Consider the following 26,422-nt stretch of genomic DNA (forward strand, 5'->3'; position numbering starts at 1 on the left):
TTAGCTACCCCCATCGGCTATCTCCCGCAGCCCACAATTCGGTTGAAAAGTGGGCTGCAGTTTCCTCGGGCTTGCCAAAGAGCGGCGGCTGCCGCGCCTCGCCTACTCCCCCAGCAGGGCCTTCTCGGGCGTGATCGGCAGCGAGCGAACCTGGTGGCCGGTGGCGTGCGCCACGGCCGAGGCAACGGCGGCGAGCGGTGTGTTGATGACGACCTCGCCGATCGACTTGGCGCCAAACGGGCCCGTCGGCTCGTAGCTCGGCTCGAAGGCCACGCGAATGCTGCCGATATCCAGGCGCGTGGGCAGCTTGTAGCTCATAAAGTTACCGGTGCGCAGGCGGCCGCGGTCGTCGTGCTCGACAATCTCGTAGAGCGCGTGACCGATGCCCTGGGCAATGCCGCCCTCGGCCTGGACGCGCGCGAGTGCCTCGTTGATCACGGTGCCGCAGTCCACAGCCGCCGCATAGTCCACCACAGTCACCTTGCCGGTGGCCTTGTCGACCTCGACCTCGGCAATGCCGGCCATAAACGGCGGAGGCGAAACGGGCAGGCAGGCAGAAGCATGCGAGGTGAGCGCGTCGCCGCCCGCGATGTTCTTGACGCACAGGTTGGCAAAGTCGCGCAGCGTGAGGTAGCGACCGCACTCGCGAGCGGCGCGCTCGTCAGACAGACGCACGTACTGGCCGTCGAAGACCACGTCGGCGGCGTCCACGTCCCACATCTGGGCGGCCTTGGCGCAGATCTTCTCGCGCAGCTCGGTCGCGGCATTCTTGGCTGCCAGGCCCGTCACGTACGTGCCCGAGCTCGCGTACGAGCCGGCATCGAACGGCGAGACGTCGGTGTCCACGCCGCGCACCACGATAAGCGAGCTCTCCACGCCCAGCTCCTCGGCGGCAATCTGCGCCAGGATCGTGTCGACACCCATGCCGTTATCGGTGGCGCCGGTGCCGATGGTAATGAAGCCGTCCTCCTCCAGGCGCATGTCGATGCCGCCGATATCCACGTTGGAGATGCCCGAGCCCTGCATGGTGAGCGCGCAGCCCAGAGCACGCACGCGGTCGCCCAGGTCCACGGCCAGCGGCTTGTCGCGCCAGCCGATCATGTCCATCGCACGCAGCAGGCAGCGGTCGAGCGCGCAGGCGTTGAGCTTCTCGTTGTAGTACTGCGGCATAATCTCGCCCTCGCGCACGATGTTCTTAAGGCGCAGGTCGGCGGGATCCATGTGCAGCATATCGGCGAGCTCGTTGACGGCGCTCTCCACGGCAAACTGGCCCTGGGTGGCGCCGTAGCCGCGATACGCACCGCCACGGTTGGTGTTGGTGTAGACGGCGTCCCACCTAAAGCGGCTCGCCTTCACGTGGTTGTAGATGGGCAGACTCTTGTGACCCGAGAGGCCGATCGTCGTGGTGGCATGCTCGCCATACGCGCCGGCGTTGGACAACGTGTGCAGGTCGATGGCCGTGATGGTGCCGTCTTTCATGGCGCCCAGCTTGACGGTCATCTGCATCTGGTGACGCGAGTTGCCCGCAGTGATGGTCTACTCGCGGGTGTAGCAGCAATAGCTCGGACGGCCGGTCTGCTGCGTCACGAACGCCACGAAGATCTCGCAGCAGCCCGTCTGCTTGGAGCCAAAGCCGCCGCCGATGCGCGGCTTAATAACCTGCACCTGCGACTGCGGAATGTCGAGCGACTGCGCGACCATGCGGCGCACATGAAAGGGCACCTGCGTGGAGGTGGTCACCGAGATGCGGCCGAACGCGTCGGTCGTCGCGAAGGCACGGAAGGTCTCCATGGGCGCGGTCTGCGTGGCCTGGCTGGTGTAAGTGCGCTCAAAGACGATGTCGCTCTGGGCGAAGGCCTCGTCCAGGTCGCCAAAATCGCTGGTACCGCTGCACACCAGGTTGCGAGCAACGTCGCCGCCCTGCGGGAACATAAAGGTCACGTCGCCCTCGGGATGGACCACGATGTCGTTATCGAGCGCCTGGGTAAAGTCGAGCAGGGGCTCGAGCACCTCGTAGTCGACCTTGATGAGCTTGAGTGCCTTGTCGGCGGCCTCCTCGGTCTCGGCGGCGACGATCGCAACCTCCTCGTTTTGGTAGCGCACCAGGTTCTCGAGAATCAGGCGATCGTAGGGGCTCGGCTGCGGATAGCTCTGGCCGGCGATGGTAAAGCGGCGCTTGGGCACGTCCTCGTAGGTGTAGACGCCCACGACGCCGGGCACCTTCAGGGCACGCGACGTATCGATGGAGCGGATCTTGGCACGGGCATACGGGCTGCGCTTGAGTTTGACGATAAGGGCGCCGGCGGGCACCAGGTCTCCTGTGTAGACGGGACGCCCCTCGAGCAGGGCCTTCGAGTCCTTCTTGGGCTGCTTATGGGTGATCTGCTTGTACGAGACGCCATCGCAGCTGGTGTCGTTGACCGGAAGCTCGGGCATCTCAAAGCCCACCTGCACACCGGACTCGTTAAGGAAGCGGACGATGGCGCGCAGCTGGCTCTCGTAGCCGCTGCAACGGCAGAGGTTGCCGGCCAGCTGGCGCGAGAGCTCCTCGCCCGTGGCGACGAGGCTCGGGTCCTCCTTGGCGGCGCGGGCAAGCGCCAGCACGTTCATGATGAGGCCGGGGGCGCAAAAACCGCACTGCTCGGCGCCTTCGGCAGCCATTGCGTGGGCGAGCGCCTCGGACTCGGCCTTGAGGCCCTCGAGCGTGGTGACGGAGCGGCCCTCGACGCGCGCAGCGGGAACTGAGCAGCTCAGCACCGGGTCGCCGTCGAGCCACACCGTGCACAGGCCGCAGTTGGTGGTTTCGCAGGCGCAGCGCACCGACGCGCAGCCCTGCTCGCGCAGCAGCGCAAAGAGCATGGTGTCGGGGGCAATCTGAACCTTGACCTTGCGGCCGTTGAGCGTAAAGGAAAGATCGATGAGTTTGGCAGCCATTAGCGCACCTCGCTAGAATCGACGCCGGGCACGCGGCGGCAGGAATACTCGTCCGTGGCAAACTTAGGCACTTGCACGCCCTCGAGCTCGCAGGCAAGCGAAGCCGAAAGCTCGATGCCGGCGGCGCGGCACACGGCCTGAATCGCCAGCGGCGCCGAGATGCAACGGCGATAGTCGGCTGAGCCCCACAGGTTGGTGCCGTAGCTCAGCGCGCGTACGGACGCGGCCAGGGCGCGCAGCTCGTCCTCGGAAGGCTGCTCGCTCACCAGGCCACATGCCTCGCCCTGCAGCAGGGTCGCGCGCAGCGGGCGGGCGCCCACGGTGACATGCCAGCTGTTGTCCCACCAGGCGGCGGTGACGTTTAAGGAGGGGAAGTCGGTCGCGGCCTTGCGCACGGCCTCGTAGCTTGCACGGTAATCGTGCTTAACGACCACGACGCGCTCGATCACGTCGCGCACGTAACCCATATCCACGAACTCGGCGAGCGACACGCGACCGGCCCCCGTCAGCTCAACGTATGAATCGAGCGCCAAAAAGGCCGAGAGCACGTCCGAGAAACCAAAGCGACCGTAGATGCTGCCGCCCACCGTGGCGGTGTTGCGCAGCTGCACGCCCACGATATCGTGGACGGCGAACTCAAAGACATGGTTGACGAGCGCGTTGAGCTCGGCATGGCGCTCGAGCTGTCGCAGGGTGCACATGGCACCGATGCGAAACTCGGTCTCGGTCTCCTCGATCTGATCGAGTCCGCAGGCCGAAAGGTCAATCGCCGTCGCCACGCGACGCGAACCCAGGCGCATCCAGATGCCGCCGCCCACAATCTTGTTGTTGCGGTTCTTCTGTAAGAGCTCATAGGCTTCGGCCGCGTTTCCAACACGAACGTAGGTACCGAACTTGAGCACGTTCTCCCCATCTCTTCACTTGTCCAGTACCTCTAAGTGTACCAAACGAGGGCGCACAGCCCTCGCCACCACAGAAAAAGGCTCCCAGCCGGATGGCTGGGAGCCTCATCACATGCTATGTCAAGCGAAGTTTTAGCAGACGCCCTGGGCGAGCATGGCGTCGGCGACCTTCAGGAAGCCGGCGATGTTGGCGCCCATGACAAAGTTGCCCTCCTGGCCGTACTCCTTGGCGGTGTCGTCCACGTTGTGGAACATGCCGCGCATGAGCTGCTCGAGCTTGCCGTCGACCTCCTCGAAGGTCCAGGACAGGTGCTCGGCGTTCTGGCTCATCTCCAGGCCGGACACGAGCACGCCGCCGGCGTTGGCAGCCTTACCGGGCATAAAGGCGACGCCGTTCTCCTGGAAGTAAGTCGTGGCCTCGATGGTCGTGGGCATGTTCGCGCCCTCGCCGACCACCTTGCAGCCGTTGGCGACGAGCGCCTGGGCGTCCTCGAGCAGCAGCGTGTTCTCGCGAGCGCAGGGCAGCGCGATATCGCAGGGCAGCTGCCACACGCCGCGGCCGTCGCCCTCGTGCCACACGGCGTTGGGCTTCTCGTCAACATACATGGCGAGCGTAACGCCCTTGTCGTGGCCGGAGCGCTTCTTGTTGTAGACGTGCTCGAGCACGGTGCAGTCGATGCCGTCGGGATCCTCGACCCAGCCGTGGGTATCGGAGCAGGCGAGCACCTTGCCGCCGAGCTGGGCGACCTTCTGGACCGCGTAGATAGCGACGTTACCGGAGCCGTGAACGACAACGTTCTTGCCCTCGAAGGAGTCGCCGCGGCTCTTGAGGTACTCGTCCACAAAGTAGACCAGACCGTAACCGGTGGCCTCGGTACGGGCGAGCGAGCCGCCAAAGGAGAGGCCCTTGCCGGTAAGGACGCCGGTCCACTCGTTGGTCAGGCGCTTGTACTGACCGAACATGTAGGCAACCTCGCGGCCGCCAACGCCCAGGTCGCCGGCGGGAACGTCGGTGTTGGGGCCAATGTGGCGATAGAGCTCGGTCATGAAGGACTGGCAGAAGTGCATGATCTCGTTGTTGGACTTGCCCTTGGGGTCAAAGTCGGAGCCGCCCTTGCCGCCGCCCATGGGAAGGGTGGTCAGGCTGTTCTTGAGGATCTGCTCCAGACCCAGGAACTTGAGCATACCCAGGGTGACCGTCGGGTTAAAGCGCAGGCCGCCCTTGTAGGGTCCAATGGCAGAGTTGAACTCGACGCGGTAACCGCGGTTGACCTGAACCTTGCCCTGATCGTCGACCCAGGGAACACGGAACATGACGATGCGCTCGGGCTCGACGAGGCGCTCCAGCAGGGCGGCCTCCTCGTACTCGGGGTGGGCGTCGAGCGCCGGCTGGATGGTGCCGAGGATCTCGGTCGCGGCCTGGATGAACTCAGGCTGCTCGGGATAGCGGGCCTTGAGCTCTTCGAGAACTTTCTGCGTGTAGCTCATGCTTCCTCCAATGATGGGAAACGAAAATGTCGGTCACGGCACCCTATGCGCCGCGAACTTTATCGTGTATGGATAATATCGCACTGTTGCAGCAAAGTTTCGCATAAGCCGACGAGCAGATGTTTCGTTTTGATTACGATGCAGGTAGAAGCGTTTTTGAGCACCCGACGTACAAATCGCGTGTTTCGAAGCTGTTTCGTCCACATGTTTCAAACCACCACATTGGGGACACATGATGCGCCCGGGCACACCGGCGACAAGACAGACGACACGGCCGACCCGCACAAAAACAAAACAGCGCCTTTGCGGCACGCAGCAAGACCGCAAGCACAAAAGCGCTGGTGGCGTGTGGCGGGAACGTATGTGAATCGAACACATCCAAGACGTTTTGCACGCCTCGCAACGGTTTTGAGGACCGCGGAGCCCACCGGAGCCCATCCGTTCCCAAGTGCGGCGGTATTTTACCAAACCGAGCAGCCAATCTAGCGTAGGGACCTCAGGCCGCCGGCTTCCTTGTCGAGCACCGTAAAGCGCACGGCATCCAGGTGCTCCAAGATGCTGATGGCACGTTTGCGCGACACGCCCAGCGCCTCGCGCAGCACGCTCGTGGTGGCAGCGCCGCCGGCTGCCTCAATGGCAGCGGCGACAAGCTCGCGCGCATGGGCTTCCGAGATGGCAGACAGGGCAACGTCGCGCTCGACCTTAACGATCGAGCGGTTGAGCGAAAGCTCGCGCAGGGCGCGCGTCATGGTGTCGCGGTCGAGCTGCAGTCGCTCACCCACCTCGGGCAGCGTCGGCGCATCGAGGCCGGCCCCGTCGAGCAGCGCCACAATGCGCTCACACGCCTCGCGCACCACACGCGCCGCGGCAGCAGCGGAGTGCGGGTCGAACACCTCGGTGCCCTCGGCGGCGCACACGCCACGCGAGCAGCCCTCGGCAATCAGAGCCGCGGCAACGACTTCATCGGCGGCAGGCCACGCAGCATGGGCAACGGCGCCGGGCGTAAAGCCCGTCTCCTTGGGAGCCGCCGCGTGCATGGCAGACAGGGTCGCCGCCAGCACGTCCATGGCGGCATCGAGCACGGCGCCATTCGCATACAACGTGCCGCCCGAGCCGGCAAGCTCGCAAACAGCACCTCGCGCCACCAACTCGCCCAGTGCGGCATCGGCCTCACCGGCAACAAGATCGAGCGCCGCGGCAACATCAGCCGCCGCAACCGGCAGCACTTGCAGCGCCAGCCACGCGTCTACGCCAGCAACGGCATCGCCGGCTTCAAGCGCCGCAAACAGCGCACGCTCGCCGGCCGAAAGCTCGCGCGAGCGACGGCAGCGCGAAAGCAGCGCACGCCCGCCGCCGATGAGCATAACGGGCGAATACGACAGCACCACGGCATGGTCTCCGGCGCGCAGCGGCAATGGCTCCTCCAGGCGCACCTGCACGGTACGGGTCTCGCCCACCGCCATGGGGGCCTCGCCCTCCAAAAGCATGACGCGGCCGATGACCTCGGCCGTGCCGGCCATCACGTGCACGCGCGCGCCCGACTCGAGCACACGCGGCTTGGCGCCCTCGCGGCCCAGGTAGGTAAACGTCATCATAAAGCGCAACGTCTGACCAAAGCGACCCTCCACGCCCAGCATCTCACCACGGTCAAGCGCCGCGACACCGTCACCGACCAGGTTGAGCGCCACGCGTTGCCCAGGCAGCGCGCGCAGCGTATCGCCATGCACCTGAATCCCGCGCACACGACAGACCGTACGCGACGGCAAAGCCATCAGCTCGTCGCCCACCGCAACCGGCGCATCGTGCAGCGTTCCCGTAACGACGGTGCCGACACCCTTGATCGTAAAGCAGCGGTCAATCGGCAGGCGAGACGAGGCATCGCTCCGATCGGAACGGTCGCGGCAAGCATCCCAGCAGGCACTTACCTGCTCGTCGAGCACCGCAAGCAGCCCGTCGATCCCCTCGCCCGTCTTGGACGACACGGGCACAATCGGCGCGCCCGCAAACACGGTACCCGACAAAAAGTCATCGACATCGAGCTCGGCAAGCTCGGTCATCTCGGCATCGGCCAGGTCGCACATCGTCAGCGCGACCACCATATGTGTAACGCCCAGCAGCTCCAGCACATGCACGTGCTCGCGGGTCTGCGGCATCACGCCCTCGACGGCCGAAACCACCAGCACGGCCACGTCGATACCCGTGGCGCCCTGCACCATGGCGCGCAGGTAGTGGGCATGGCCAGGCACGTCGACCAGGCCGACAATCTTGCCACTCGGCAGCGCCAGCTCGCCAAAGCCAAGCTCAACGGTCATACCTCGACGACGCTCAACCTCCAGACGGTCGGGATTCTTGCCGGTCAGTGCCTCGATCAATGCCGACTTACCGTGGTCGACGTGGCCCGCCGTGCCAACGATAACGGGACACTCCACCAGCGCCTGGACCTCACTCATCGAGCAATCGCCTTCTCAACGCATGCGGCAAGCGTCGACGCCGCCGTCTCGATATCGCGGTCGCCCACGAGCGTACGGACGTCAAACAAAATGCGATCGTGCGAGGTTCGCGTGACGACCGGCGTGTCGAAGTCCTGGACAAGCGAGCGCTTGAGCGCATCGACCGTCAGGCGCGCGTCAACAAGACGCACGGCAACGCACATCGTGGGCAGCTCCATGGTAGGCAGCGAGCCGCCACCGGGGGTCGACGATTCCTCGACGATCTCCACCTGAACGGCGCACGGGCAACCGGCCTTATCGAGCCCGGCGACCATACGATCGCGCAGCTTGCGGGCACGTCGCTCCAAATGGGCCTGCGGCAGCGTAAGCATGCTGAGCACCGGAATATCGCGATGGGCAACATCGGCGCCGTCCATGTAGATACGCAGCGTGGCCTCGAGCGCCGTAAGCGCCAACTTGCCCGGACGCAGAGCGCGCATGAGCGGATGTGCGCCGCAGGCCTGGACCAGATCGTGACGGCCCATAATAATGCCCGCCTGCGCCGCGCCCAGCAGCTTATCGCCCGAGCACGACACGATATCGAGCCCCGCCGCGACCGAAGCCGGCGTGGGTTCCTCGCCACCGCGCACCAGGATGTCATCGGGCAGGAGCGCGCCCGACCCCTGGTCCTCATAGAACAGCAGGCCATGCTTGTGAGCAAGCGCCGCAAGCTCCCGAGAGCTCACTTCCTCGTGAAAGCCCTCGATGCGATAGTTGGAAGGATGGACCTTGAGAATCATGGCCGTATCGGGCGTGATGGCTTGCTCATAATCTGCTAGGTGCGTGCGGTTGGTGGCGCCGACCTCGACGAGCTTGGCGCCCGAAGACGCCATGACATCGGGGATGCGAAAGCTGCCGCCGATCTCGACAAGCTCGCCGCGGCTAACGACAACCTCCTTGCCTGCGGCATGGGTCGCCAGCACCAGCAGCACCGCGGCGGCGTTGTTGTTGACCACAAGCGCGTCCTCGGCACCGGTGAGCGAGCGGATCAGCTGCGCGGCGTGTTCCTTGCGCGACCCGCGCGAGCAGGTGTCCACGCTGTACTCGAGCGTACTGTACCCGCGCGCAACCTCGGCCACGGCCTTTGCCGCCGACTCCGCGAGCGGGGCGCGGCCCAAGTTGGTATGGATGACCACGCCCGTGGCGTTGACGGCAGGGCGCAGGCTCGGCAACGCGGAGCGGTGCGCACGCCACTCGATCGCCGAGGCCAGGTCGCGCTTAGAGCGCGGGACGGCACCGGCGCGAATGGCGGCGCGTTCCTCGTCGAGCTCGGCCGTGACGGCGGCATGCACCACCGCGTCGCAGGTCTCCCCCGCCGCCTTCACTACCGGCCACTCGGCGAGCAGCTCGTTGACGGAGGGAATGGCGCGCAGGCGGGCGCGAACCTCATCGGACATGTTCTGGCTATCGCTCATGTACGGCCTTTCAAAACCAAAGGTGAATCAATCGTTCGAACGTCAAACTATCAGCCGATTCGATCGGCTGAATCAATCAATCGCTATTATCCCCGCACGGCGACGCCCCGCGGGAGGTCCAACGTCAAACAAACGATACCTTACGCCTCAGACTTCTTGGCGTAGATAAACCAGTAGCCGAGCGCGACCAGAACCGCACCGCCCACGATGTTGCCCAACGTGGCGGCGGACAGGTTAAACGCAATGCCCGCGGCGTTGAGCGCATCGGCGCCGGCGACGTCGGCACCATAGCCGCACGCGTGCATCACGGCACCCATGGGCAAAAAGTACATATTGGCAACGCAGTGCTCAAAACCGCAGGCCACAAAGGCGGCGATGGGTAGCAGAATGCCCACGACCTTATCGACCACGGTCTTGCCGGCGGTACCGATCCACACGGCCAGGCACACAAAGATGTTACACAGGATGCCGCGGAAGAAGATCGTCAGCCAGTCGATCGTCACCTTGCCGGCGGCGACACTCACCATGGAATTGGCGACCGCCTCGCCGTTGAGCTTGTAAATGCCGGCCATGTACACCAAAAAGACGATGAACAAGGCACCGGCAAAGTTGCCAAGCCATACAACGACCCAAGCCTTGAGCATCTGGACCAGGGTGATCTTTTTGCTCTTGAGCGCGCAGACCATAAGCGAATTACCGGTGAACAACTCGGCGCCACACACCAGCACCAGCACCAGGCCCAGGCAAAAGCACAGGCCGCCCACGACGCGCTGGGCACCCCAGCCCAGCGTGCTGTCGCTCAAAAACACCGTAAAGAACAGACCGCCGAAGGCGATAAACGCACCGGCGAACATTGCCAACAGAAAGGCCTTATCGACCGGCAGGTTAGCCTTGGTCACGCCGGCGGCCTCGGTCTTGGCCTCGATCGCGGCGGGCGCCAGGCAATCGGGAGCAGGGTACTCCACCTTGGAATCTGCCATGTCAATCACTTCTTTCCTAATCACCAGGGACAAGCGCTGCTACAGCTCCTGTCCCAAGCGGACAAAGTGGGAAAAGTCGTTGGCGGCCACGGCGTCGTACACGGCGTCAACGGCGTCAAAGACTTCCGGGGACATGGGGTTGTAGAACTCCGTGTCGCCCGGCTGATCCCCTTGAAGAAGATATCATCGCACGATTGCTCGATTTCTTCGATCAGAATCGACAAAGGGAGCGAATGCGTGGTGAACATCGACTTGCGGGCTACGTCGCGTTTGTCGAGTAGGCGGATGGTGCCACCTGCTGAGCATGCAGGCCAAAGTCGTCGTCAAACACCGAGATGCCGGCCTTGGCCGACCCGCGAAAACCGCGCTCGTCGAGCAGCGCATCGCAGGCCTCGAGTAGCGACGGCACGTGCCAACCATAATCTGCCAGATAATAGCCGGCGTTTCCTGGCCGAGCAATCTCAACCTGAAGCTCAGGTGCAAGTTGCGGTGAAATACGGACTACATGGGCCATAAAAGCCGGAAAACAGTCCGTATTTCACCGCAACTTAGGAGGGGATATGGGGTCCACGGCAGGTATATGAAAATGGCTCTGCTTCCAAAAGGAAGCAGAGCTATTCATCAATCTTATGGAGCGGGCGACGGGAAGTCCAAGGGTTTGCTTCGCAAACCCTTGTTTCGCTGCGGGCCATTGGCCCTTGCGTGCTGCGCTGGAAAATGCTCACGCATTTTCTCAGCTTCGCACCCTGCCGGGTTCGATTCCCGTCGCCCGGCACGCTTATGAAAACGGCTCTGGCACCAAATAGAGCCAAAGCCGTTAAAACTATCCTATGGAGCGGGCGACGGGAATCGAACCCGCGTCATCAGCTTGGAAGGCTGGGGTTCTACCATTGAACTACGCCCGCAAGATATGGTCGGGACGACAGGATTTGAACCTGCGACATCCTGCTCCCAAAGCAGGCGCGCTACCAAACTGCGCCACGTCCCGAAGGTGTTGAGCAGCTAAGGTCTAAACCTTGCGTGTCCCAAAGCGAAGGAAATTATAGGGGAGACTTCTCTCCTGTGCAAGCGACGATACCCTAGCTCCTCGAATGTGTGACAAACTGGCTATGGAGCAGGCCAATCACAAACGCCACCACGGCGGCCGGCGCCCACGCAGCGCCGATATCTGCCAGCGGCAGCGCATCGAATGGCAGCCACGCGCCCGCAAAGAACGCATCGCGGACCGAGGTGATCACGCTCTGCACCGCGACGACGCCGCCGACCCAGACCCACACCTGCGGATGAGCGTCGCAAAAGCCGTGCACCAGGCCCATAAGCACCAGCACGATGGCAACGGGATACAAGGCGTTGAGCATGGGCACCGAGAACATGAGGATCGCGTCGAGACCCACGTTGGAGAGCACGCAAGAAAACGCCGCGAACACAAAGGCGAGAACCGCAAAGGGACGGCGCATAGCCTCCTCGGAAGCCTCCGCTCCCCCTTCGACCACATACGTCTCGCAGAAGTAGCGCGAGCAGCAGCTGATGAGGCCGATGCACACGTTCATGCAGGCGAGGAAAAAGATCGCAAAGACCACGATCGTGCCGGCAAGACCAAAGTGTATGGAGGCAGAGCGGGCAAGGATGGCGGCGCCGTTGGTAGCGTCGGGTATAACCGTGCCGAGCTGCATGCCGGCAAGCGCCAGGCCGCAGTAGATGATGGCCATGAGCACGCCGGCGATCACACCGGAACGCGAAATCTCGAAGGCCACGCGCTTGTCATCGGTCACGCCCAGCTCGTGGATGGTCTCGGCGATGATAATGCCAAAGGCGAGCGACGCAAGCAGGTCCATGGTTTGATAGCCGGTCAAAAAGCCCTGCACGGCAGCGCCTGCATCGTAGGGAGCCTGCGGCGCGCCAGCGGGACCCAACGGCGAGACCACGGCGGCACCCACGACCAGCACGATGAGCGCAATGAGCGCGGGTCCCGTAATACGACCAAGCACGCGCGTGATAACGCCCGGACGCAGCGTGAGCGCAAACGCGACGACAAAGAAGCCAACGGCAAAAACCAAACGTGCCGTGCCGAGCGAGACGCCCTCCGGCAGCAGCGGCACCAGCATCTCGAAGGCCGTGGAGCTCGTGCGCGGAATAGCCAGGCACGGGCCGATGGCTAGATACACCGCCGCAACGAAGAATTCGCCAAACTTAGGATGCACACGCCCGGCCAGCTCGCGCGCCGTTCCGGCAAGCGCCACGGCGATAAAGCCCATGACGGGCAGGCCGATGGCGGCAATCAGAAAGCCGAGCATGGCGAGCGGCGTGGCAGAGCCAGCCTGCAGCGCCAACAGCGGCGGAATAATGAGGTTGCCGGCGCCAAAGAGCATCGAGAACAGGGCGATGCCGACGGTAACGACATGGTCGGAGCGCAGGCCGCGCGGGGCGGATGAGGCCATGGGACCACCTTTCGGGTCGAAACAAAACGGGACGGGCAAAAGACCCGTCCCGCAAGTATATACGCTCTAGCAGGCTAAATCGCGGAGCGCGTCAATCGCGGTGTCGACTTCCTCGTCCGTGTTGAAATACCCAAACGAGAAACGAACGACACCCTGACGCTCGGTCCCGATCGCGCGGTGCATGAGCGGGGCACAATGGGCGCCGGGGCGCGTCGCAATCCCCCACCCCTGCATGAGCGCATCCGAAATCTGGGCAGAGTCGATATCGCCCACGTTGAGTGAGACGATCGCCGAGCGCACGGGCTGGTCAAAGGCACCGTAGAGCTTAATCCCCGGAATCTCGCGCACGCCGGCAAGGAAGCGCTCTGCAAGCGAGCGCTCATGCGCCGCAATCGCCTCGACCCCACCCTGGGCCTCGATAAAGCCGAGTCCGGCAGAAAGGCCCGCGATACCGTGACCGTTGAGCGTGCCCGCCTCAAGGCGCGTGGGCCACTCAAGCGGCTGCAGCGCATCGAAGCTGTGCACGCCCGTGCCGCCCATGGCCCACGGTGCCACGTCAATGCCTTCCGCCACGGCTAGGCCGCCGGTGCCTTGAGGTCCCATGAGCCCCTTGTGACCGGTAAAGCACACGACATCGAGCCCCATGGCGTGCATATCGATATGCGCCGTACCGGCAGACTGCGAGGCATCGACGATCACCAGCGCACCTGCCGCATGGGCCATGGCCGCTACGCGCGCAATGTCGACCGCGTTGCCGGTCACATTGGAGGCGTGCGTCACCACCACAGCACGCGTGTCCGGCGTAACCAACCGCTCGAGCTCGTCGTAGTCGAGCACGCCGTTCGCGTCGCAGCCCGCACGCTCAACCGCCACACCCCGTTCCGCCGCCAGGCGATTGAGCGTGCGTAACACCGAGTTGTGCTCGAGCACCGTCGTGACCACACGGTCGCCGGGGCGCACCACGCCACAGATGGCGGTGTTGAGCGCAGCCGTGGAGTTGGGCGTAAAGCACACATGGTCCGCTCTCGGGCAACCCAAAAGGCGCGCGAGCTTGGCACGGCAACCGTGAATCGTACGAGCCGCATCGAGAGCACCCGACGTGGCGCCGCGCCCGGCATTGCCGAGCGAGCACATCGCCTGCGTCACGGCATCGATGACCGCCTGCGGCTTATGCATGGTCGTCGCCGCGTTATCCAGATAGATCATCGCACGACCTCCCACATGTCAATCACCGTAAAGCCCTCGGTGGGAACACCAGCTGCGGCAAGCTCGGCGCGCAGCAGCTCCTCATCGGCAGGCAACGCCTTCCACGCCAAGCCGCAGCCGGCAGCGACCTCCCCGGGCACGGGAATCGTGCGCCCGGGAAGGCCGCGCTCGATGCATAGGGTCTCGCAGCCCATGGCGGCCGCCGTGGTGGGAAACGTGATGACAAGCGCCGGGCGCTTCTCCCTCATGGCAACTCCAACCAATACGCTACGGGCGCACGACGCGCACGGCCTGCTCCATCTTCTCCACGATCACGTACATGTTGGTGACCTCGCCCACCGCAAGCTGGTCTTTAATGCCAAAGTGGTCCAGGCAGGTACCACAGGTGAGAATCTCGACGCCCTGCTCGGCCAGGCCCTTCAGGTCATCGAGCACCGGAGAGCCCTCGACGGTGAGCTTGGCGCCGCCGTTGTAGAACAGCATGGTTGCGGGCAGCTCCTCCTGCTGCGTCACGGCAAAGATAAACGCCTTCATGAGCTTGTGGCCCAGCTCGTCGTCGCCGCGGCCCATGCAGTCGGTGTAGACGGAAATGACAAGCTTGCCCTTGCCGGCGCTGGCATCACAGAAGGCAGCGCCATCCTGCTCGGGATCAGCCACGGCAACGGCGCCAGAGGTCGCCACGGTCACGTGCCACTCGGCGTCAGAAACCTTCTCGAACGAGGCCGTGCAGCCCTTCTCCTGCGCCATCTTGGAGATGTTCTTGACGGCGGTCTCGTTATCGACCGAGGTCACGACAACGCCCTCGCCATCGAGCTGCTTGAGCGCCTTAAGCGTCTTGACGACGGGCAGCGGGCAGGCATCGCCCATGGCATTGACTTCAATCTTGGTAGACATAGCATTTCCTTTCGAAAGAACCGTTCTAGAGAACGGTAAACAGTTACATAAACGTGCGGGCTAGCGGACAACGTGGACGGCAGGACCGCCCGGCACCGGCTCGCACACGCGGCCGACGACGGCGGCAACGCGCCCCTCGGCATGCAGACGGCGCGCAAGCTCATCCACATCGGCAGCAGGTGCCGCGATAAGCAGGCCGCCCGAGGTCTGCGGATCGTACAGCGCGTCGAGCATGCCCGGCTCCAGACCATCGTCGACTGCCACGCGCGGGCCAAAAAAGTCCTGGTTACGGTAGGCGCCGGCAGGGATAATGCCAAGGCGTGCCATGTCGAGCACCTGGTCAAAGAGCGGCACCGCCCCCGACACAAGCTCAATCTGCACGCCCGAGCCCTCGGCCATCTCGCACGCATGTCCGATCAGGCCAAAGCCCGTGATGTCGGTGCAGCCATGAAGCTCGAGGTCCTCGGCCAGACGAATCGGAGCCTCGTTGAGGGTCCGCATCGAGTCAAACATGGCTGCGGCCTCGTCCTGTTCGATGAGCTCGCCCTTAATGGCCGTAGTGATGATGCCCGAGCCGATCGCCTTGGTCAGCAGCAGAACATCACCTACGCGTGCGCCGCTGTTGGCGAGCATACGGTCAAGCGCGACAAAGCCACTCACGGACAGGCCGTACTTGGGCTCGTCGTCGTTGATGGTGTGGCCGCCCGCGATGGCACAGCAGGCCTCGACGCACTTGTCGGCGCCGCCCGCCAGAATCTGGCCGGCAACCTCAACGCCCAGGCAACTGGGTATGCAAAGCAGGTTCATGGCATGGCTCGGCCGTCCGCCCATGGCGTATATGTCCGACAGCGAGTTTGCCGCGGCGATCTGGCCAAACAGGAACGGGTCGTCGACCATCGGTGGGAAGAAGTCGATGGACTGCACGAGGCCCAAGTTATCGCCAACGCGGAAGACACTCGCATCGTCGGAGGTATCGAACCCCACGAGCAGGTTGTCGTTATGCACATTGGGTAAGTCGCCCAGGACCTGGGCGAGGGCTCCAGGAGCCAGCTTAGCGGCTCAACCGCTCGCGGCAGTCATCTGCGTGAGCTTCATGAGATCGTCAGCCATCGATACCTCCTCTCATCGGTCAATCAGTTCCTCCCAGTATACGCATGGCGGCGCCGAGAGCGGGCAATTTATCGCACCGGCCCCCTACGCGAGCGCCTGGGCTCGAATGGCCGCGCCGATGGCACCGGCAAAGCGGGCCTGGGGCGAGGTGGTGACTGGCGAGCCCACCAATGCGCCAAGACGCTCGACGACATAGGCGTTTTCGCACAGACCACCGGTCAGATAGTACGGGGCGCCCGCGGCTTGCGAGGCCATGGTCGCCACACGCGAGACCACGCTGTCGATCACGCCACGCGCAATGTTCTCGCGTGGCTCGCCGCGGCCGATCAGACTAATGACCTCGCTCTCGGCAAACACCGTGCACATGCTGCTGATCTTGGTGGGCTCGCCGGAACGCGCCAGGTCGGCAGCCACGTCATAGCCAGCCGCGGCAAGCTCGCCACGCAAACGCTCGGCCGCATCGACCGACGAGAACCCGGTTGGCTGCACGCACGTCCACGCCACCAAACCCTCCCCATCGACCACAGCGGCCTTAGCCGCCGTAGATCCAATATCGATCCCGATCCCTATCATGGCTCTCTCCTAATCTAAACATCAAAGGTAGCGGCGCGTTCAGGCGCCTTAGCTCTAGGTTTCTCAGGTGCCGGAGATTGCCCCGAAAGAGGAGCGCAGCGTACTTTGGGTACGCAAGCGACGGTTTGAGGGGCAAGATCCGGTACCTGAGGAAGCTAGAGGGTTTCGATGAAGGCGGCGATGCGCGTCTCGATCTGGCCCATGTCGCCATTGCTGTAATCGGTCTCGATCTTCATATACGGAATGCCTGCGCCCTCAACGGCCTCCTGCATGCGTGCACTCTCCACGTTAAAGGTGTGACAAGCCTGCAGCACGCTCTCCACTACACCATCGACGTGGTACTTCTCGCACATGGCCAGCGTGTTTTCCATACGACCGTCGTTGGGCGTCATGACCGAGCAGTTGATGTCCAGGTAGCGGTCGGCGATGGCGCGCAGAATGTCGGGCGCGTCCGGGTCGATCATCATGGCCGCCGTGCGCTCGCCCGAGCAATCGTCCATGCACACGACCAAGCCGCCGTTGGACTCGATGGTGCGACCGATCTTGTTGATCACGCCGCCCACCGGGCAGCCGGTGATCAGAATGCGCTTGGCATCCGCCGCAACTGGGCGCTCGCCCGCGTCATAGGCCTCGCGCAGCTTGGCAACCTTTTGCTCTAGCTGCTGCGTATAGGCCTCGATATCAAAGCTGAACGTACCGGCAAACATGGTGCTCATCAGGTCGACGCCGCTCATGGCCGCCGGCTGATTGGCCTGCAGCGCAAACATGTCGAGCTGGGCCGCACGCAAGCGGTTGCGACGACGGACGGCAGCGCGCAGGTCATCGTCGGTAATCGTGATGCCGTAGAAGCCCTCGAGCTCCTCCTTGAGCAGGCGGCACTCCTCGTACCAGCCTTCACGCTCGTAGGCGCGGTCGCGACCCTGAGGAAGATGCAGAATGTGCGTGCGCTTGAGCTCCCCCAGCAGCTCGTACATCTTCTTCTTGCCGTCACAGGTGGTCTCGCCGATGATCATGTCGCTAAAGTACGTAAACGGGCACTTTTGCGAGTAGGCAAAGCCGTACGTCGACTTGATGAGCGGACATAGATTTGCCGGCAGCACCTTCTCGGCCTCGGGAATCACCTCGTCGGACGTACCGCACAGAGCCACGCTTGCAGCCCCGCGGCATCGGTAATCTCGAGCGGCGTATAGCTGCACAAAAAGCCGACCAGGCGATTGCCCGCCTGCTTATAATCCTTGACGCGAATAAACGCCGCCTTGCGCTGCTCGTTGAACTCCTCAAACGTGCTGGGCAGCTTAACCTCTTCGATCGCTTCAGTCATAACGGTTCCCCTCTCGAACCAAAAACGGATAACAGCGGTATCGATGCACGACGGACGGCGATTGCCCGGCCGCGCTCAAACCCGGAATTTTGGGGAACCTGCTTTGCAGCTGATTATTTAGTTGTGCGTCGTCTCTCCCGGAGCCGTGAACATACCTGCTCATATGCGGCTCCGAGCCATATATAGGGCACGCGCGGCAACGCGGCGAATGTATGTCGTCTGCGGCATGTGCGCACCCTCCTTAACCAGTTGAGGTCAACTATATCAACGGTCATCGACCATGCGAACACCGTTGACATTCGTACGACAGCGTCGTGTGCCGTCGTTTAATAAATAATTATCTTAATTGATAAGAATTTGTCATCCCTCATTCGGCGAACGGCAAGACAAAGCCGCCGAGACTTATATCCCCGACGGCATTACCCGGCGCTATCGACAGACCAAATGAATCCTGCTCGCATCAAAATGCATGCGCAGCGTCTCGCCCGCTTGCGGCAGCCCGTCGACAGGTACGCTCACCTTGTTGACCTTCCACTGCAGACGCGTTGGCGCATCGACGCGCGGTACGTCCAGCAGCACCAGGCGCTCAAAGCGCGAATCGCTCACTCGGGCCACGTGCAAATCATAGCTGTTGCGGCCCCGCTCGGCACGGTTGTCCACATGGAAGTAACTTGCGCGAATGCCCAGGTACACCACATTATCGGGAACCTCGCGACCCACGTTAAAGGTCATGCCCCAGTCGAGGGCCTCAACTTCCTCGGGCCCGATCTTTCGTGCGCGGCTTGTGTTCTTGCAGCCCGTCAGGCGCAGCGCCGCCAGCGTCTGCGGACGGCGGACCACGTCCTCGACGGAGCCGATCTCCTCCACATGCCCGTTATGCATCACGCAGATGCGCTGGCAGAGGCGGCACGCTTCGTCAATGTCATGGCTCACGTAGAGCACGGTGCGGTTGCAGACATCGAACAAGTCGAGCATGTTCTGCTCGAGGGCGCTCTTAAGATAGGAATCAAGCGCGCTCATGGGCTCGTCGAACATAAAGATGCCCGGATGCGCCGCCACCATGCGGGCGAGCGCCACGCGTTGCTGCTGCCCGCCCGAAAGGCGCGCGGGGTAGCGGTCGGCAAAATCGGCCAGGCCGAAAATGCCCAGATAGCGCTCCGCCAACCTTTTGCGCGCCGCGGCGTCGCCCGCGTCCTTTACGCCGGCACATACGTTATCGGCCACCGTCATGTTGGGAAAGAGCTGATAGTTTTGGAACAGCAGGGCACATTTTCGCTCCTGGGGCGACAGGTTGATGCCCGCCGCCGAGTCAAAAAAGGTCACACCGTTGACGACGATCTTGCCCTCGTCGGGCGTCTCCACGCCGGCAATGCAGCGCAACGTACAGCTCTTGCCGCAGCCCGAGGCGCCCAGCAGCGCCACACGCTCCTCGCCGGCCTCAAGCTGCATGTCGAGTGTAAACCCGGGATAGTGCTTTTTGATATCCAGAACGAGCGACATGGCCTATCGACTTCCCTCCGAGACGGCGTCATCGCGCATGAGCTCGGCCAGCGCCTCGCGATCGATACGCAAGGCATCGCCGCCCGCCGGGTCGAGCGAATCGCCCTGTCCGGCGAGATCTTTGGCCTGCTTGCGCTCCGCACGGGAAAGGCCGCGCTCGCGGTACTTTTGCGAATGCGCCGTGTACATGTTGATGAACAGGATGACCAGGAAGCAGAACATGATCACGACGGCGACCCAAAAGAGGGCCACCGACGTGTTGCCGCCCATCCATTCAAAGTAAATGGCGATGGGAATGGTCTGCGTAATGCCGGCGTAGTTGCCCGCAAAGAACAGGGTGCAGCCAAACTCGCCCATCGCGCGGGCAAAGGCGAGCACCGTGCCGGCGGCGATGGAGGGCCAGCCGAGCGGCATCATGAGCTTGGCAAAGATGCGACGTTCGGACCATCCCAAGGTTCGCGCGGCGTCGAGCATCTGCGTGTCGAGGCTCTCGAAGGCACCGAGTGCCGTACGGTAGACCAGGGGAAACGACACCACCACGGCAGATATCACCGCCGCCGGCCACGTAAAGACAATCGAGATGCCGTGCGCGATGAGCCACTGGCCCACCCCGGTCGAGCGGCCAAACAGCATGAGGAGCAGAAAGCCGCAGACCGTGGGCGGCAATACCATAGGAATCGTAAAAACCGAATCGAGCAGGCCCTTGATGTGGCTCGAGGTACCCATAGTCTTCCACGCGGCGAACAGCCCCAGCGCAAAGGAGATCAGCAGGGCAAGGCCGCTCGTTTTAATGGACACCCAAAACGGGCGATAGTCGATGTCGCCCAAGAAGGCTGCGGCGCGCTCCGCCAGCGACGGCGGCACCGTCGTCGACACGTCCGCATACCGCACGAGGGCGGCGTTATCGCTCCACAGGACGCCGTCACCCAAATCTAGCTCGGCATTCGCGGCGTCGGCGGCATTCACTACCGTGTAGTAATCGCCGTTGCCGCCCTTCACCTTAAACTGATAGCGGTAATCGCTCTGCACCAGCGCGTTATCCGAGGTAAAGACCCATTCGAGATTAGAGTCCTCCAGCAACGCCCCACCCATGGAGTGTGACTTGTCGAGCCCCACGAGCATCTTCTTGAGCGCCTTTTGGTCATCTGCCTTTGAGATATCGAGCCCCGCGTCTTTGGCGGCATGGGCGTCGAGCCAGACCACGATGCTCTCAGGCGTCGTCACCGTCACGAGGGTCGTCTTCTTGTAGATAGGAAAACGGTAGCCCTCGGGCTGACCCGCAAACGAACGGGCCGTGCCCTTGGCATTGCGCTCAAACGCGTTGAGGCCAAACCCGACGCCATCGATAAGCGCGGAATCTTCGGTCGCCTGGCGGCCATCGGCGGTGGTGAAGAGCGCCTCGGCCCGAGCAACCCCGGGCGGTGCGGTCAGCACGCACAGAACCGCAGCCAGCACGGCGAGCAGGCGAATCGTTTTCCTTGACACGGGCGACTCCTCAAACACAGGGCAACGGCGCGCGGACACGCCGGTTCAATCAAAAGGGCGGGCGATCGCGAGAACGCCCGCCCTCAAGCATATCGTTATGCAGCGATGTTGCGAACTACGCGGAAAGCTCAAAGCCGTACTTAGCCCAAATCTTCTGGGCTTTCTTGTTGGTCAGGCAGAAGTCGATGAACGCCTTGGCCTCGTCGGCGTGCTCGGAGCTCTCGGCAACAGCGCCGGGATACACGATGGGCTTGTGCGAGTCCTCGGGGCACACGAAGGTCTCCTCGATGCCGACGTAGCGGAAGATATCGGAGCTGTAGACAAAACCGGCCACGCAGTCGCCCGTAGAGACGTAAGACGCAGCGGTGCCGACCTTGTCGGCCAGAGCCACCTTGTCGGCGAGATCGGGCGCATACTCGCCGTCGTCGCCCTCGGTGCCGGTGTAGAGGCCCACAGAAGCCAGCGCCTGGTTGGCGTACTTGCCGGCGGGAACGGTCTTGGCGTCGCCGATGGCGATCTTGCCGTCCAGGTTCGCGACGTCGGCGATGGCCTCGACCCTGGTTTCGGAGCCCTCGGCACGAATGACCACGAGGTCGTTGACGAACATGTCCTCACGCGTGTCGGCGTCGACGAGCTCGGCGGCCTCGGCGTCGTCCATGGTGCCCTTGGAGGCCGTGATGAGTACGTCGACCGCAGCACCGGCGCGCATCTGTTCGACAAGGTCGCCAGACGCCTTAAACTGCGTGTCGGCAAACGTGGTGCCGGTCTGGTCGGCATAGAGCTTCTGAACCTCGGGCAGGGCCTTCTCGAGCGAGTTGGCAGCAAAGACTTGCAGCTCGACAGCCTTCTTGGAAGATGCCTTAGCAAAACCGGCATCGGAGCCAGTCGGCCCAGACGTCTTGCTGCCGGAACAGCCGGCAAGCCCAAGGCCGGCAGCGGCGACAGCGGAAAGTGAAACGAACCCGCGGCGAGAAACCGTATCGAACATGTTCAACCCTTTCGAACGCTACGCCCGGGCACCCCGCCGCAAGCTTTATTCTGTAACTAGATTATACTTTTGCGCGAATAGTGTTTGTGATAAATATTTCTCGTCTAATAATTTTCCTTTACCGATAACCACGAGACGGCCCGCACTGTCGCTGCATAAAAAAGGCGGAGCAGCCCGTAAGGTCACTCCGCCGCAGGTAATGCGCTTATTTGGCGTGCCCGCCCCCCGCCGTCATTTGAGCTGCGTGCTCCAGCTGGTCGCTCACAGCCTCCCAGCTTTCGCGGGCCGCTTTCGTTGATCCCGGAAAGTTGATGACAAGCGTATGCCCACGCTGCATGCACACGGCGCGCGAAAGCATAGCGCGGCGCGTCTTGGTCATGGAGTACGCACGGATTGCCTCTGCAATACCCGGTACATCGCGGTCGCAGACGGCACGCGTCGCCTCGGGCGTCACGTCACGCATCGAAAGGCCCGTGCCGCCGCAGGTAAGCACGACATTGGCGTGGTACTCATCGGCCGCTTCCACAATGGCATCACCGATCTCGCTGATGTCGTCGCGCACGACCACATGTGAGGCGACCGCCCAGCCCTGCGCCGCGATGAGTTCCTCGAGCGCAGCACCCGCCTCGTCCTGGGCAAGATCGCGCGTATCCGAGCACGTCACAATCGAAATCTTCAACTCCATAGCGTTCCTCCTATAGCACCGCGCCCTCAGGCAAGTCGACACGCACGACATCCACGACGTCGCCCGCCCTGAGGTCACACGGGCCTTCGTCAATACGCAGCAGGCAGTTGGCCCGCTGCATCGTGCCGAGCAGCGCCGAATTCTGCGTCTTGGCCTCGGTCACCAACAGCTCACCGGTCTCGGGGTCGCGCAAAACCGTGGCACGATCGAAGAAGCGGCGATGCTGTCGCTTCTTCACGCCGTGTGTGAGCTTCGCCTGCTGCACGGGACGCACGCCCTCGGCAAAGCCGCGCATCTTGCGGATCGCCGGACGGGCGAGCATCTCAAAGCCCACATACGCCGCCGCGGGATTGCCCGAAAGTCCCAAATATGGCTTGCCCCCAAGCAGGCCAAACGTGATGGCCTTGCCGGGACGCATCGAGATGCGGTCGAACAGCACCTCGCCCTCGCGCCGAACGAGCGCCGTCACATAGTCGTAATCACCCGCAGAGGCGCCACCACTCGTAATGACAAAATCGCACTCCTGCGCGGCGCGATGCACCAACTCGGCAATCGCCCGCTCATCATCGGGCGCAATGCCGTAGAACACGGGCTCGGCTCCTGCATCGAGCGCCTCGGCCATCAACGCCGACGAGTTGGAGTCGCGAATCTGCCCGCGCGCCGGCACGTTACTCGGTGCGACCAGTTCCGTCCCCAGCGAGATAATGCCCACGCGCGGCGCGGCATGCACCTTCACGCTCGCATACCCGGCGCTCGCCAGCAAGCCGGCGCCCGCCGGAGCCACAACCTCCCCGGCGTACATCACGACGTCGCCAGTATGCGCTTCCTCAGCAGCCGATCGAACGTTCTCCCCCACCTTGGCCGGCGCCGAGAATCTCACACGCGAGCCCTCGTTGCCGTCACCGTCGAGCACATCGACGATCTCGTACTTCACCACGGCATCGGCACCTTCGGGTACCGGCGCGCCCGTCATGATACGAACCGTGTCGCCCGCGCCGATTGCGCCCTCAAACACATGGCCCGCAGCCTCGTGCCCCACGACAGAAAGCGTCACGGGCGCATCGGTGGACGCTTTGGCGAGGTCGACGGCGCGTACGGCATATCCGTCCATAGCGCTGTTAGCAAACGGCGAAATGTCGATATCGGCCACCGCGTCCTCGGCCAAGGGAAGACCGGCGGCCTGCCACACGGGAATCTCGACGAGATCGGTCGGAGCAACGTGCGACAGAACAATCGACTGCGCGTCCTCCAGCGGAATGAGTTTCTCTGCCATATGCACCTCTTAATGCCACAGCGCACAACGGGGGCGCCAATTCTTTATGCTTGTCTCAGTATAATCCCCTGCCGCACGACGGCGAAACGGCCCACGTTCTCGAATACATCTGACGGCCGCAAGCCGCGAAACAGAACCGAAACCAACCTGCCGGTTTGTCACGTTTGGCACGTTCTATAATGCTCGTGTTGCAACCTAAAAGAGGAGCGTATGGCTTTTACCGACAAACCCGAAAGCGCAAACGAGGCGCAGGATCATTCCCAGCCGCTCGACGACGGCGGCTTTTTCTCCCTTAACGACGTCATCATGGCAGGCAGGCAACAGCTCACCCGCTCCGAGCATCTCTTGGCTGCCGACACGCGCCGCAATGCCCACAACCTACTCGCGAGCGCTAAGTTGCTCGTACTCGTCGTCATCGTCTCGCTCGCCATGGGCGTTGCCGCTTGGGCGTTTTTGGCCTCGTTGAATATCGCGACCGACTATCGCGAGCACCATACGTGGATCTACGCGCTGCTTCCCGTTGTGGGCGTTGCCACCGCATGGGTGTACAAAAACCACGGTCTTGCCGCCAAACGCGGTAACAACCTGGTCATCGACTCCGCTCTGGGTACACGCCTCATCCATATGCGCATGGCCGTCCTCACCTTCGTCTGCTCCACGCTCACGCACCTAACGGGCGGATCGGCCGGTCGCGAGGGAGCCGCGGTGCAGATTGGCGGCACCATCGCCAGCAACATCTCAAGCCTCGCCCACCTCAAAAAGCATGACCACCACGACCTCATGCTCGCCGGCATCTCGTCGGCCTTTGGCGCCGTATTCGGTTCGCCCCTTGCCGGAGCTTTCTTTGGCATGGAGATGTGCTTTATCGGCAAGATCGACTACACCGCAGGGATCTACTGCCTGGTCGCCTCGTTTACCGGCTACTTTACATCACTCGCCCTGGGTACCGAGTACGAAGCGAATGCCATCGCCAGCGTTCCCGCCATGACGCCCAAAACGGTCGTTATCGTTGTTATCAGCGCCATTATCTTCGGTCTGACGGCACGCCTCTTTGCCTGGTCGGTTCGAACCGTCAAGAGCCTGTACGGTCGCTTTATCACCAATTACCTCGTTCGCGCACTTATAGGCGCACTCGTGGTTTTGGCTGTCTATGCCCTCCTCGACGCCTGGGACTACGCCGGCCTTTCCACGTGGCTTTCGGGCGCCGGGTTTGCCGGCAACACCACCCTCGCCGACGCCGGCATCAAGCTCGTCGTAACGGCACTCACCCTGGGTGCCGGTTTCCAAGGCGGCGAGGTCACGCCCCTGTTTGGCATCGGTGCGGCACTCGGTGGCTGGATCGGTTGCCTTACCGGGCTCGACCCCAGTTTTCTGGCGGCTCTCGGCATGCTCGGCGTGTTCTGCGCCGGCCTTAACGTGCCCATCACCACCTGCATGATGGCCATCGACCTGTTCCACGGCACGGCCGCCGGGTTCTTTGTCATCGTGGCCTTTATCAGCTATCTCGCCGGCGGACACCGCGGCGTGTACCCTGCCCAGCGCATCATCTCACCCAAGCGCCGTTCGCTTATAGTGGATGAGGGCGGTACGGTAGCGGATGCTATCGAGCGCCACAACGACCTGATAGAGTAGACGTAAGTATTCGCCGTGCAGCCACAATCGGGGGGCAATTCGACCCGAGCGTGACCGCACCGTCACGCCATATGCCGGGAGTCGCCCATGCACGCAACTGATTTTGGTCGCACGCTCATCATCGCCAACCCAGCCGCCCAATCGGGTGCGGCGCGCGAAGTTGCCGAGCGCCTGCAACGCTTTTTGGACATGACTGCACGCGCATCCCAGTTTGACCTGGTATTGACCGAGCGTATGGGGCACGCCAAGGAGCTGGCCGCACGGGCTCAGGGCTATCGCACCGTTATCGCCCTTGGCGGCGACGGCGTGATCCACGAGGTCCTCAACGGGCTTATGGCACAAAAGGAGGACCCCCGCCCCGCTCTTGCCATCCTACCCGTGGGTTCCGGCAACGATTTTGCCCAAACGCTCGGTATAGAAGATTTCTCCGGCAAGGATTTTGGCGCGCTGCTCACCTGCGAGCTGCAGCGTCAGGACATCGGTCGCATTCGCTCATGGAACCCTGCAAGCGGTAGCGGCGAGGCTTCCGTTGAGTACTACGACCAGACGCTCTCCGTCGGTATTGACGCCGCCATCGGCCTGGGCACCACCGAGCTGCGCAAAAAGACGGGCCTCACCGGCGCTCCGCTCTACACCCTCTCGGGACTTGAACAGTTTGGCCTGCGCTATCGCAACTACCCCATGACAGTCAGCTTTGACGGCGCGCCCACCGAGCGCGTGAGGGCGATCATCATGGCGATTCAGCTGGGCCCCACCTATGGCTCGGGCTATCGCATCTGTCCCGACGCCGACCCGTGCGACGGCATGCTCGACGTTTGCTACGCCTGCGGCCCCGTTCCGCGCGCGGTCGCGCTTCCCATGTTCCTTTCGGCCAAGGACGGCCACCATACCAAGTTGCCGCCGGTTTGCATGCGTCGCTGCCGCCATGCCGTGCTTACCTTTGAGGAGCCCGACTACCCCATCCAGGCCGACGGCGAACCTGTTATCGCCTCGCGCATCGAAGTCGACATCCTACCCCGCGCCCTCCAAGTCTGGCGTCCAACCCGCTAACCACCCCTAAGTTGCGGTGAAATAGGGACTGTTTATGCAGGTAAAGCCGCAAAACAGCC

At 63.0% G+C, this 26,422-nt stretch carries 22 protein-coding genes, 3 tRNA genes and 1 pseudogene; 2 read left to right on the forward strand and 24 right to left on the reverse strand.

The annotated features are described in order from the left end of the window. Nucleotides 1-102: 102 nt before the first annotated feature. From ACQQ92_RS03170 to ACQQ92_RS03285, 24 genes and pseudogenes are all read right to left on the reverse strand, one after another. Entirely contained in the window at nucleotides 103-1,221 is a 1,119-nt protein-coding gene (locus ACQQ92_RS03170; RefSeq protein WP_427795831.1) for a xanthine dehydrogenase family protein molybdopterin-binding subunit, read from the reverse strand. Beyond that, nucleotides 1,201-2,934, reverse strand: a pseudogene (locus tag ACQQ92_RS03175) (molybdopterin-dependent oxidoreductase); the annotation flags it as partial. The gene ACQQ92_RS03170 and the pseudogene ACQQ92_RS03175, both read right to left, overlap by 21 nt. Further along, nucleotides 2,934-3,836: an FAD binding domain-containing protein gene (locus tag ACQQ92_RS03180; RefSeq protein WP_427795774.1), complete on the reverse strand. Its 903-nt coding sequence runs from the start codon at nucleotides 3,834-3,836 to the stop codon at nucleotides 2,934-2,936. The gene ACQQ92_RS03180 and the pseudogene ACQQ92_RS03175, both read right to left, overlap by 1 nt. A 132-nt stretch (nucleotides 3,837-3,968) precedes the next feature. Continuing rightward, nucleotides 3,969-5,324 carry an NADP-specific glutamate dehydrogenase gene (gdhA, locus tag ACQQ92_RS03185; RefSeq protein WP_427795775.1) on the reverse strand — a complete coding sequence of 452 codons (1,356 nt, stop codon included), beginning with the start codon at nucleotides 5,322-5,324 and terminating at the stop codon, nucleotides 3,969-3,971. A gap of 349 nt (nucleotides 5,325-5,673) precedes the next feature. Next, nucleotides 5,674-5,770, reverse strand: a tRNA-Sec gene (locus ACQQ92_RS03190). 36 nt (nucleotides 5,771-5,806) lie between these two features. Beyond that, the gene (gene selB, locus ACQQ92_RS03195; protein ID WP_427795776.1) at nucleotides 5,807-7,774 is read right to left on the reverse strand and encodes a selenocysteine-specific translation elongation factor; all 1,968 of its coding nucleotides are present in this window, start codon (nucleotides 7,772-7,774) and stop codon (nucleotides 5,807-5,809) included. Continuing rightward, a complete protein-coding gene (gene selA / locus ACQQ92_RS03200) occupies nucleotides 7,771-9,228 on the reverse strand; it encodes an L-seryl-tRNA(Sec) selenium transferase (protein WP_427795777.1) in 1,458 nt (485 codons plus the stop codon). The genes selB and selA overlap by 4 nt, the downstream gene beginning before the upstream one ends. A gap of 140 nt (nucleotides 9,229-9,368) precedes the next feature. Continuing rightward, complete coding sequence (locus ACQQ92_RS03205; protein WP_427795778.1) at nucleotides 9,369-10,208, reverse strand: formate/nitrite transporter family protein; 840 nt, start codon at nucleotides 10,206-10,208, stop codon at nucleotides 9,369-9,371. A 259-nt stretch (nucleotides 10,209-10,467) separates the two neighbouring features. After that, nucleotides 10,468-10,617, reverse strand: a complete 150-nt coding sequence (locus ACQQ92_RS03210) for a hypothetical protein (RefSeq protein WP_427795779.1) — start codon at nucleotides 10,615-10,617, stop codon at nucleotides 10,468-10,470. A 422-nt stretch (nucleotides 10,618-11,039) separates the two neighbouring features. Further along, a tRNA-Gly gene (locus ACQQ92_RS03215) sits at nucleotides 11,040-11,113 on the reverse strand. Between the two features lie 6 nt (nucleotides 11,114-11,119). Next, nucleotides 11,120-11,196: transfer RNA gene (locus tag ACQQ92_RS03220), tRNA-Pro, on the reverse strand. A gap of 91 nt (nucleotides 11,197-11,287) precedes the next feature. After that, on the reverse strand, nucleotides 11,288-12,646 hold the full coding sequence (gene brnQ / locus ACQQ92_RS03225; RefSeq protein ID WP_427795780.1) for a branched-chain amino acid transport system II carrier protein: 1,359 nt from the start codon (nucleotides 12,644-12,646) through the stop codon (nucleotides 11,288-11,290). 66 nt (nucleotides 12,647-12,712) lie between these two features. Beyond that, nucleotides 12,713-13,852 carry an aminotransferase class V-fold PLP-dependent enzyme gene (locus ACQQ92_RS03230; RefSeq protein WP_427795781.1) on the reverse strand — a complete coding sequence of 380 codons (1,140 nt, stop codon included), beginning with the start codon at nucleotides 13,850-13,852 and terminating at the stop codon, nucleotides 12,713-12,715. Further along, nucleotides 13,849-14,100, reverse strand: a complete 252-nt coding sequence (locus ACQQ92_RS03235; protein ID WP_427795782.1) for a DUF3343 domain-containing protein — start codon at nucleotides 14,098-14,100, stop codon at nucleotides 13,849-13,851. Before ACQQ92_RS03235 ends, ACQQ92_RS03230 begins: the two co-directional genes overlap by 4 nt. 19 nt (nucleotides 14,101-14,119) lie before the next feature. Then, nucleotides 14,120-14,746 (reverse strand): sulfurtransferase-like selenium metabolism protein YedF, encoded by a 627-nt coding sequence (gene yedF, locus ACQQ92_RS03240; protein WP_427795783.1) that lies wholly within the window; start codon nucleotides 14,744-14,746, stop codon nucleotides 14,120-14,122. Nucleotides 14,747-14,806: 60 nt separating this feature from the next. Then, the gene (gene selD / locus ACQQ92_RS03245) at nucleotides 14,807-15,856 is read right to left on the reverse strand and encodes a selenide, water dikinase SelD (protein WP_427795784.1); all 1,050 of its coding nucleotides are present in this window, start codon (nucleotides 15,854-15,856) and stop codon (nucleotides 14,807-14,809) included. An 84-nt stretch (nucleotides 15,857-15,940) separates the two neighbouring features. Further along, the gene (locus ACQQ92_RS03250) at nucleotides 15,941-16,429 is read right to left on the reverse strand and encodes a BadF/BadG/BcrA/BcrD ATPase family protein (RefSeq protein ID WP_427795785.1); all 489 of its coding nucleotides are present in this window, start codon (nucleotides 16,427-16,429) and stop codon (nucleotides 15,941-15,943) included. 155 nt (nucleotides 16,430-16,584) lie between these two features. Beyond that, the gene (locus tag ACQQ92_RS03255; protein ID WP_427794711.1) at nucleotides 16,585-17,577 is read right to left on the reverse strand and encodes a double-cubane-cluster-containing anaerobic reductase; all 993 of its coding nucleotides are present in this window, start codon (nucleotides 17,575-17,577) and stop codon (nucleotides 16,585-16,587) included. Further along, nucleotides 17,547-17,750 carry a hypothetical protein gene (locus ACQQ92_RS03260; RefSeq protein ID WP_427794712.1) on the reverse strand — a complete coding sequence of 68 codons (204 nt, stop codon included), beginning with the start codon at nucleotides 17,748-17,750 and terminating at the stop codon, nucleotides 17,547-17,549. Before ACQQ92_RS03260 ends, ACQQ92_RS03255 begins: the two co-directional genes overlap by 31 nt. Nucleotides 17,751-18,179: 429 nt before the next feature. Continuing rightward, a complete protein-coding gene (locus tag ACQQ92_RS03265) occupies nucleotides 18,180-19,250 on the reverse strand; it encodes a sulfate/molybdate ABC transporter ATP-binding protein (protein WP_427747751.1) in 1,071 nt (356 codons plus the stop codon). Between the two features lie 3 nt (nucleotides 19,251-19,253). Next, nucleotides 19,254-20,735 (reverse strand): molybdate ABC transporter permease subunit, encoded by a 1,482-nt coding sequence (gene modB, locus ACQQ92_RS03270; RefSeq protein ID WP_427795786.1) that lies wholly within the window; start codon nucleotides 20,733-20,735, stop codon nucleotides 19,254-19,256. Nucleotides 20,736-20,850: 115 nt separating this feature from the next. Continuing rightward, nucleotides 20,851-21,723, reverse strand: coding sequence for a molybdate ABC transporter substrate-binding protein (modA, locus tag ACQQ92_RS03275; RefSeq protein ID WP_427795787.1), 873 nt, complete (start codon nucleotides 21,721-21,723; stop codon nucleotides 20,851-20,853). A 205-nt stretch (nucleotides 21,724-21,928) separates the two neighbouring features. Next, nucleotides 21,929-22,408 (reverse strand): MogA/MoaB family molybdenum cofactor biosynthesis protein, encoded by a 480-nt coding sequence (locus tag ACQQ92_RS03280; protein ID WP_427719679.1) that lies wholly within the window; start codon nucleotides 22,406-22,408, stop codon nucleotides 21,929-21,931. 10 nt (nucleotides 22,409-22,418) lie between these two features. Then, entirely contained in the window at nucleotides 22,419-23,681 is a 1,263-nt protein-coding gene (locus tag ACQQ92_RS03285; protein WP_427795788.1) for a molybdopterin molybdotransferase MoeA, read from the reverse strand. A gap of 210 nt (nucleotides 23,682-23,891) precedes the next feature. Here ACQQ92_RS03285 and ACQQ92_RS03290 point away from each other — a divergent pair, with 210 nt between their 5' ends. Both ACQQ92_RS03290 and ACQQ92_RS03295 read left to right on the forward strand, forming a co-directional pair. Beyond that, nucleotides 23,892-25,313, forward strand: a complete 1,422-nt coding sequence (locus ACQQ92_RS03290; protein WP_427795789.1) for a chloride channel protein — start codon at nucleotides 23,892-23,894, stop codon at nucleotides 25,311-25,313. Between the two features lie 87 nt (nucleotides 25,314-25,400). After that, nucleotides 25,401-26,363, forward strand: a complete 963-nt coding sequence (locus ACQQ92_RS03295) for a diacylglycerol/lipid kinase family protein (protein WP_427795790.1) — start codon at nucleotides 25,401-25,403, stop codon at nucleotides 26,361-26,363. The last annotated feature ends 59 nt before the right edge of the window (nucleotides 26,364-26,422 follow it).

Origin of the sequence: Collinsella sp. SGI.241 (assembly GCF_050312955.1) — a bacterium.
In the GTDB taxonomy this organism is placed as follows: domain Bacteria; phylum Actinomycetota; class Coriobacteriia; order Coriobacteriales; family Coriobacteriaceae; genus Collinsella.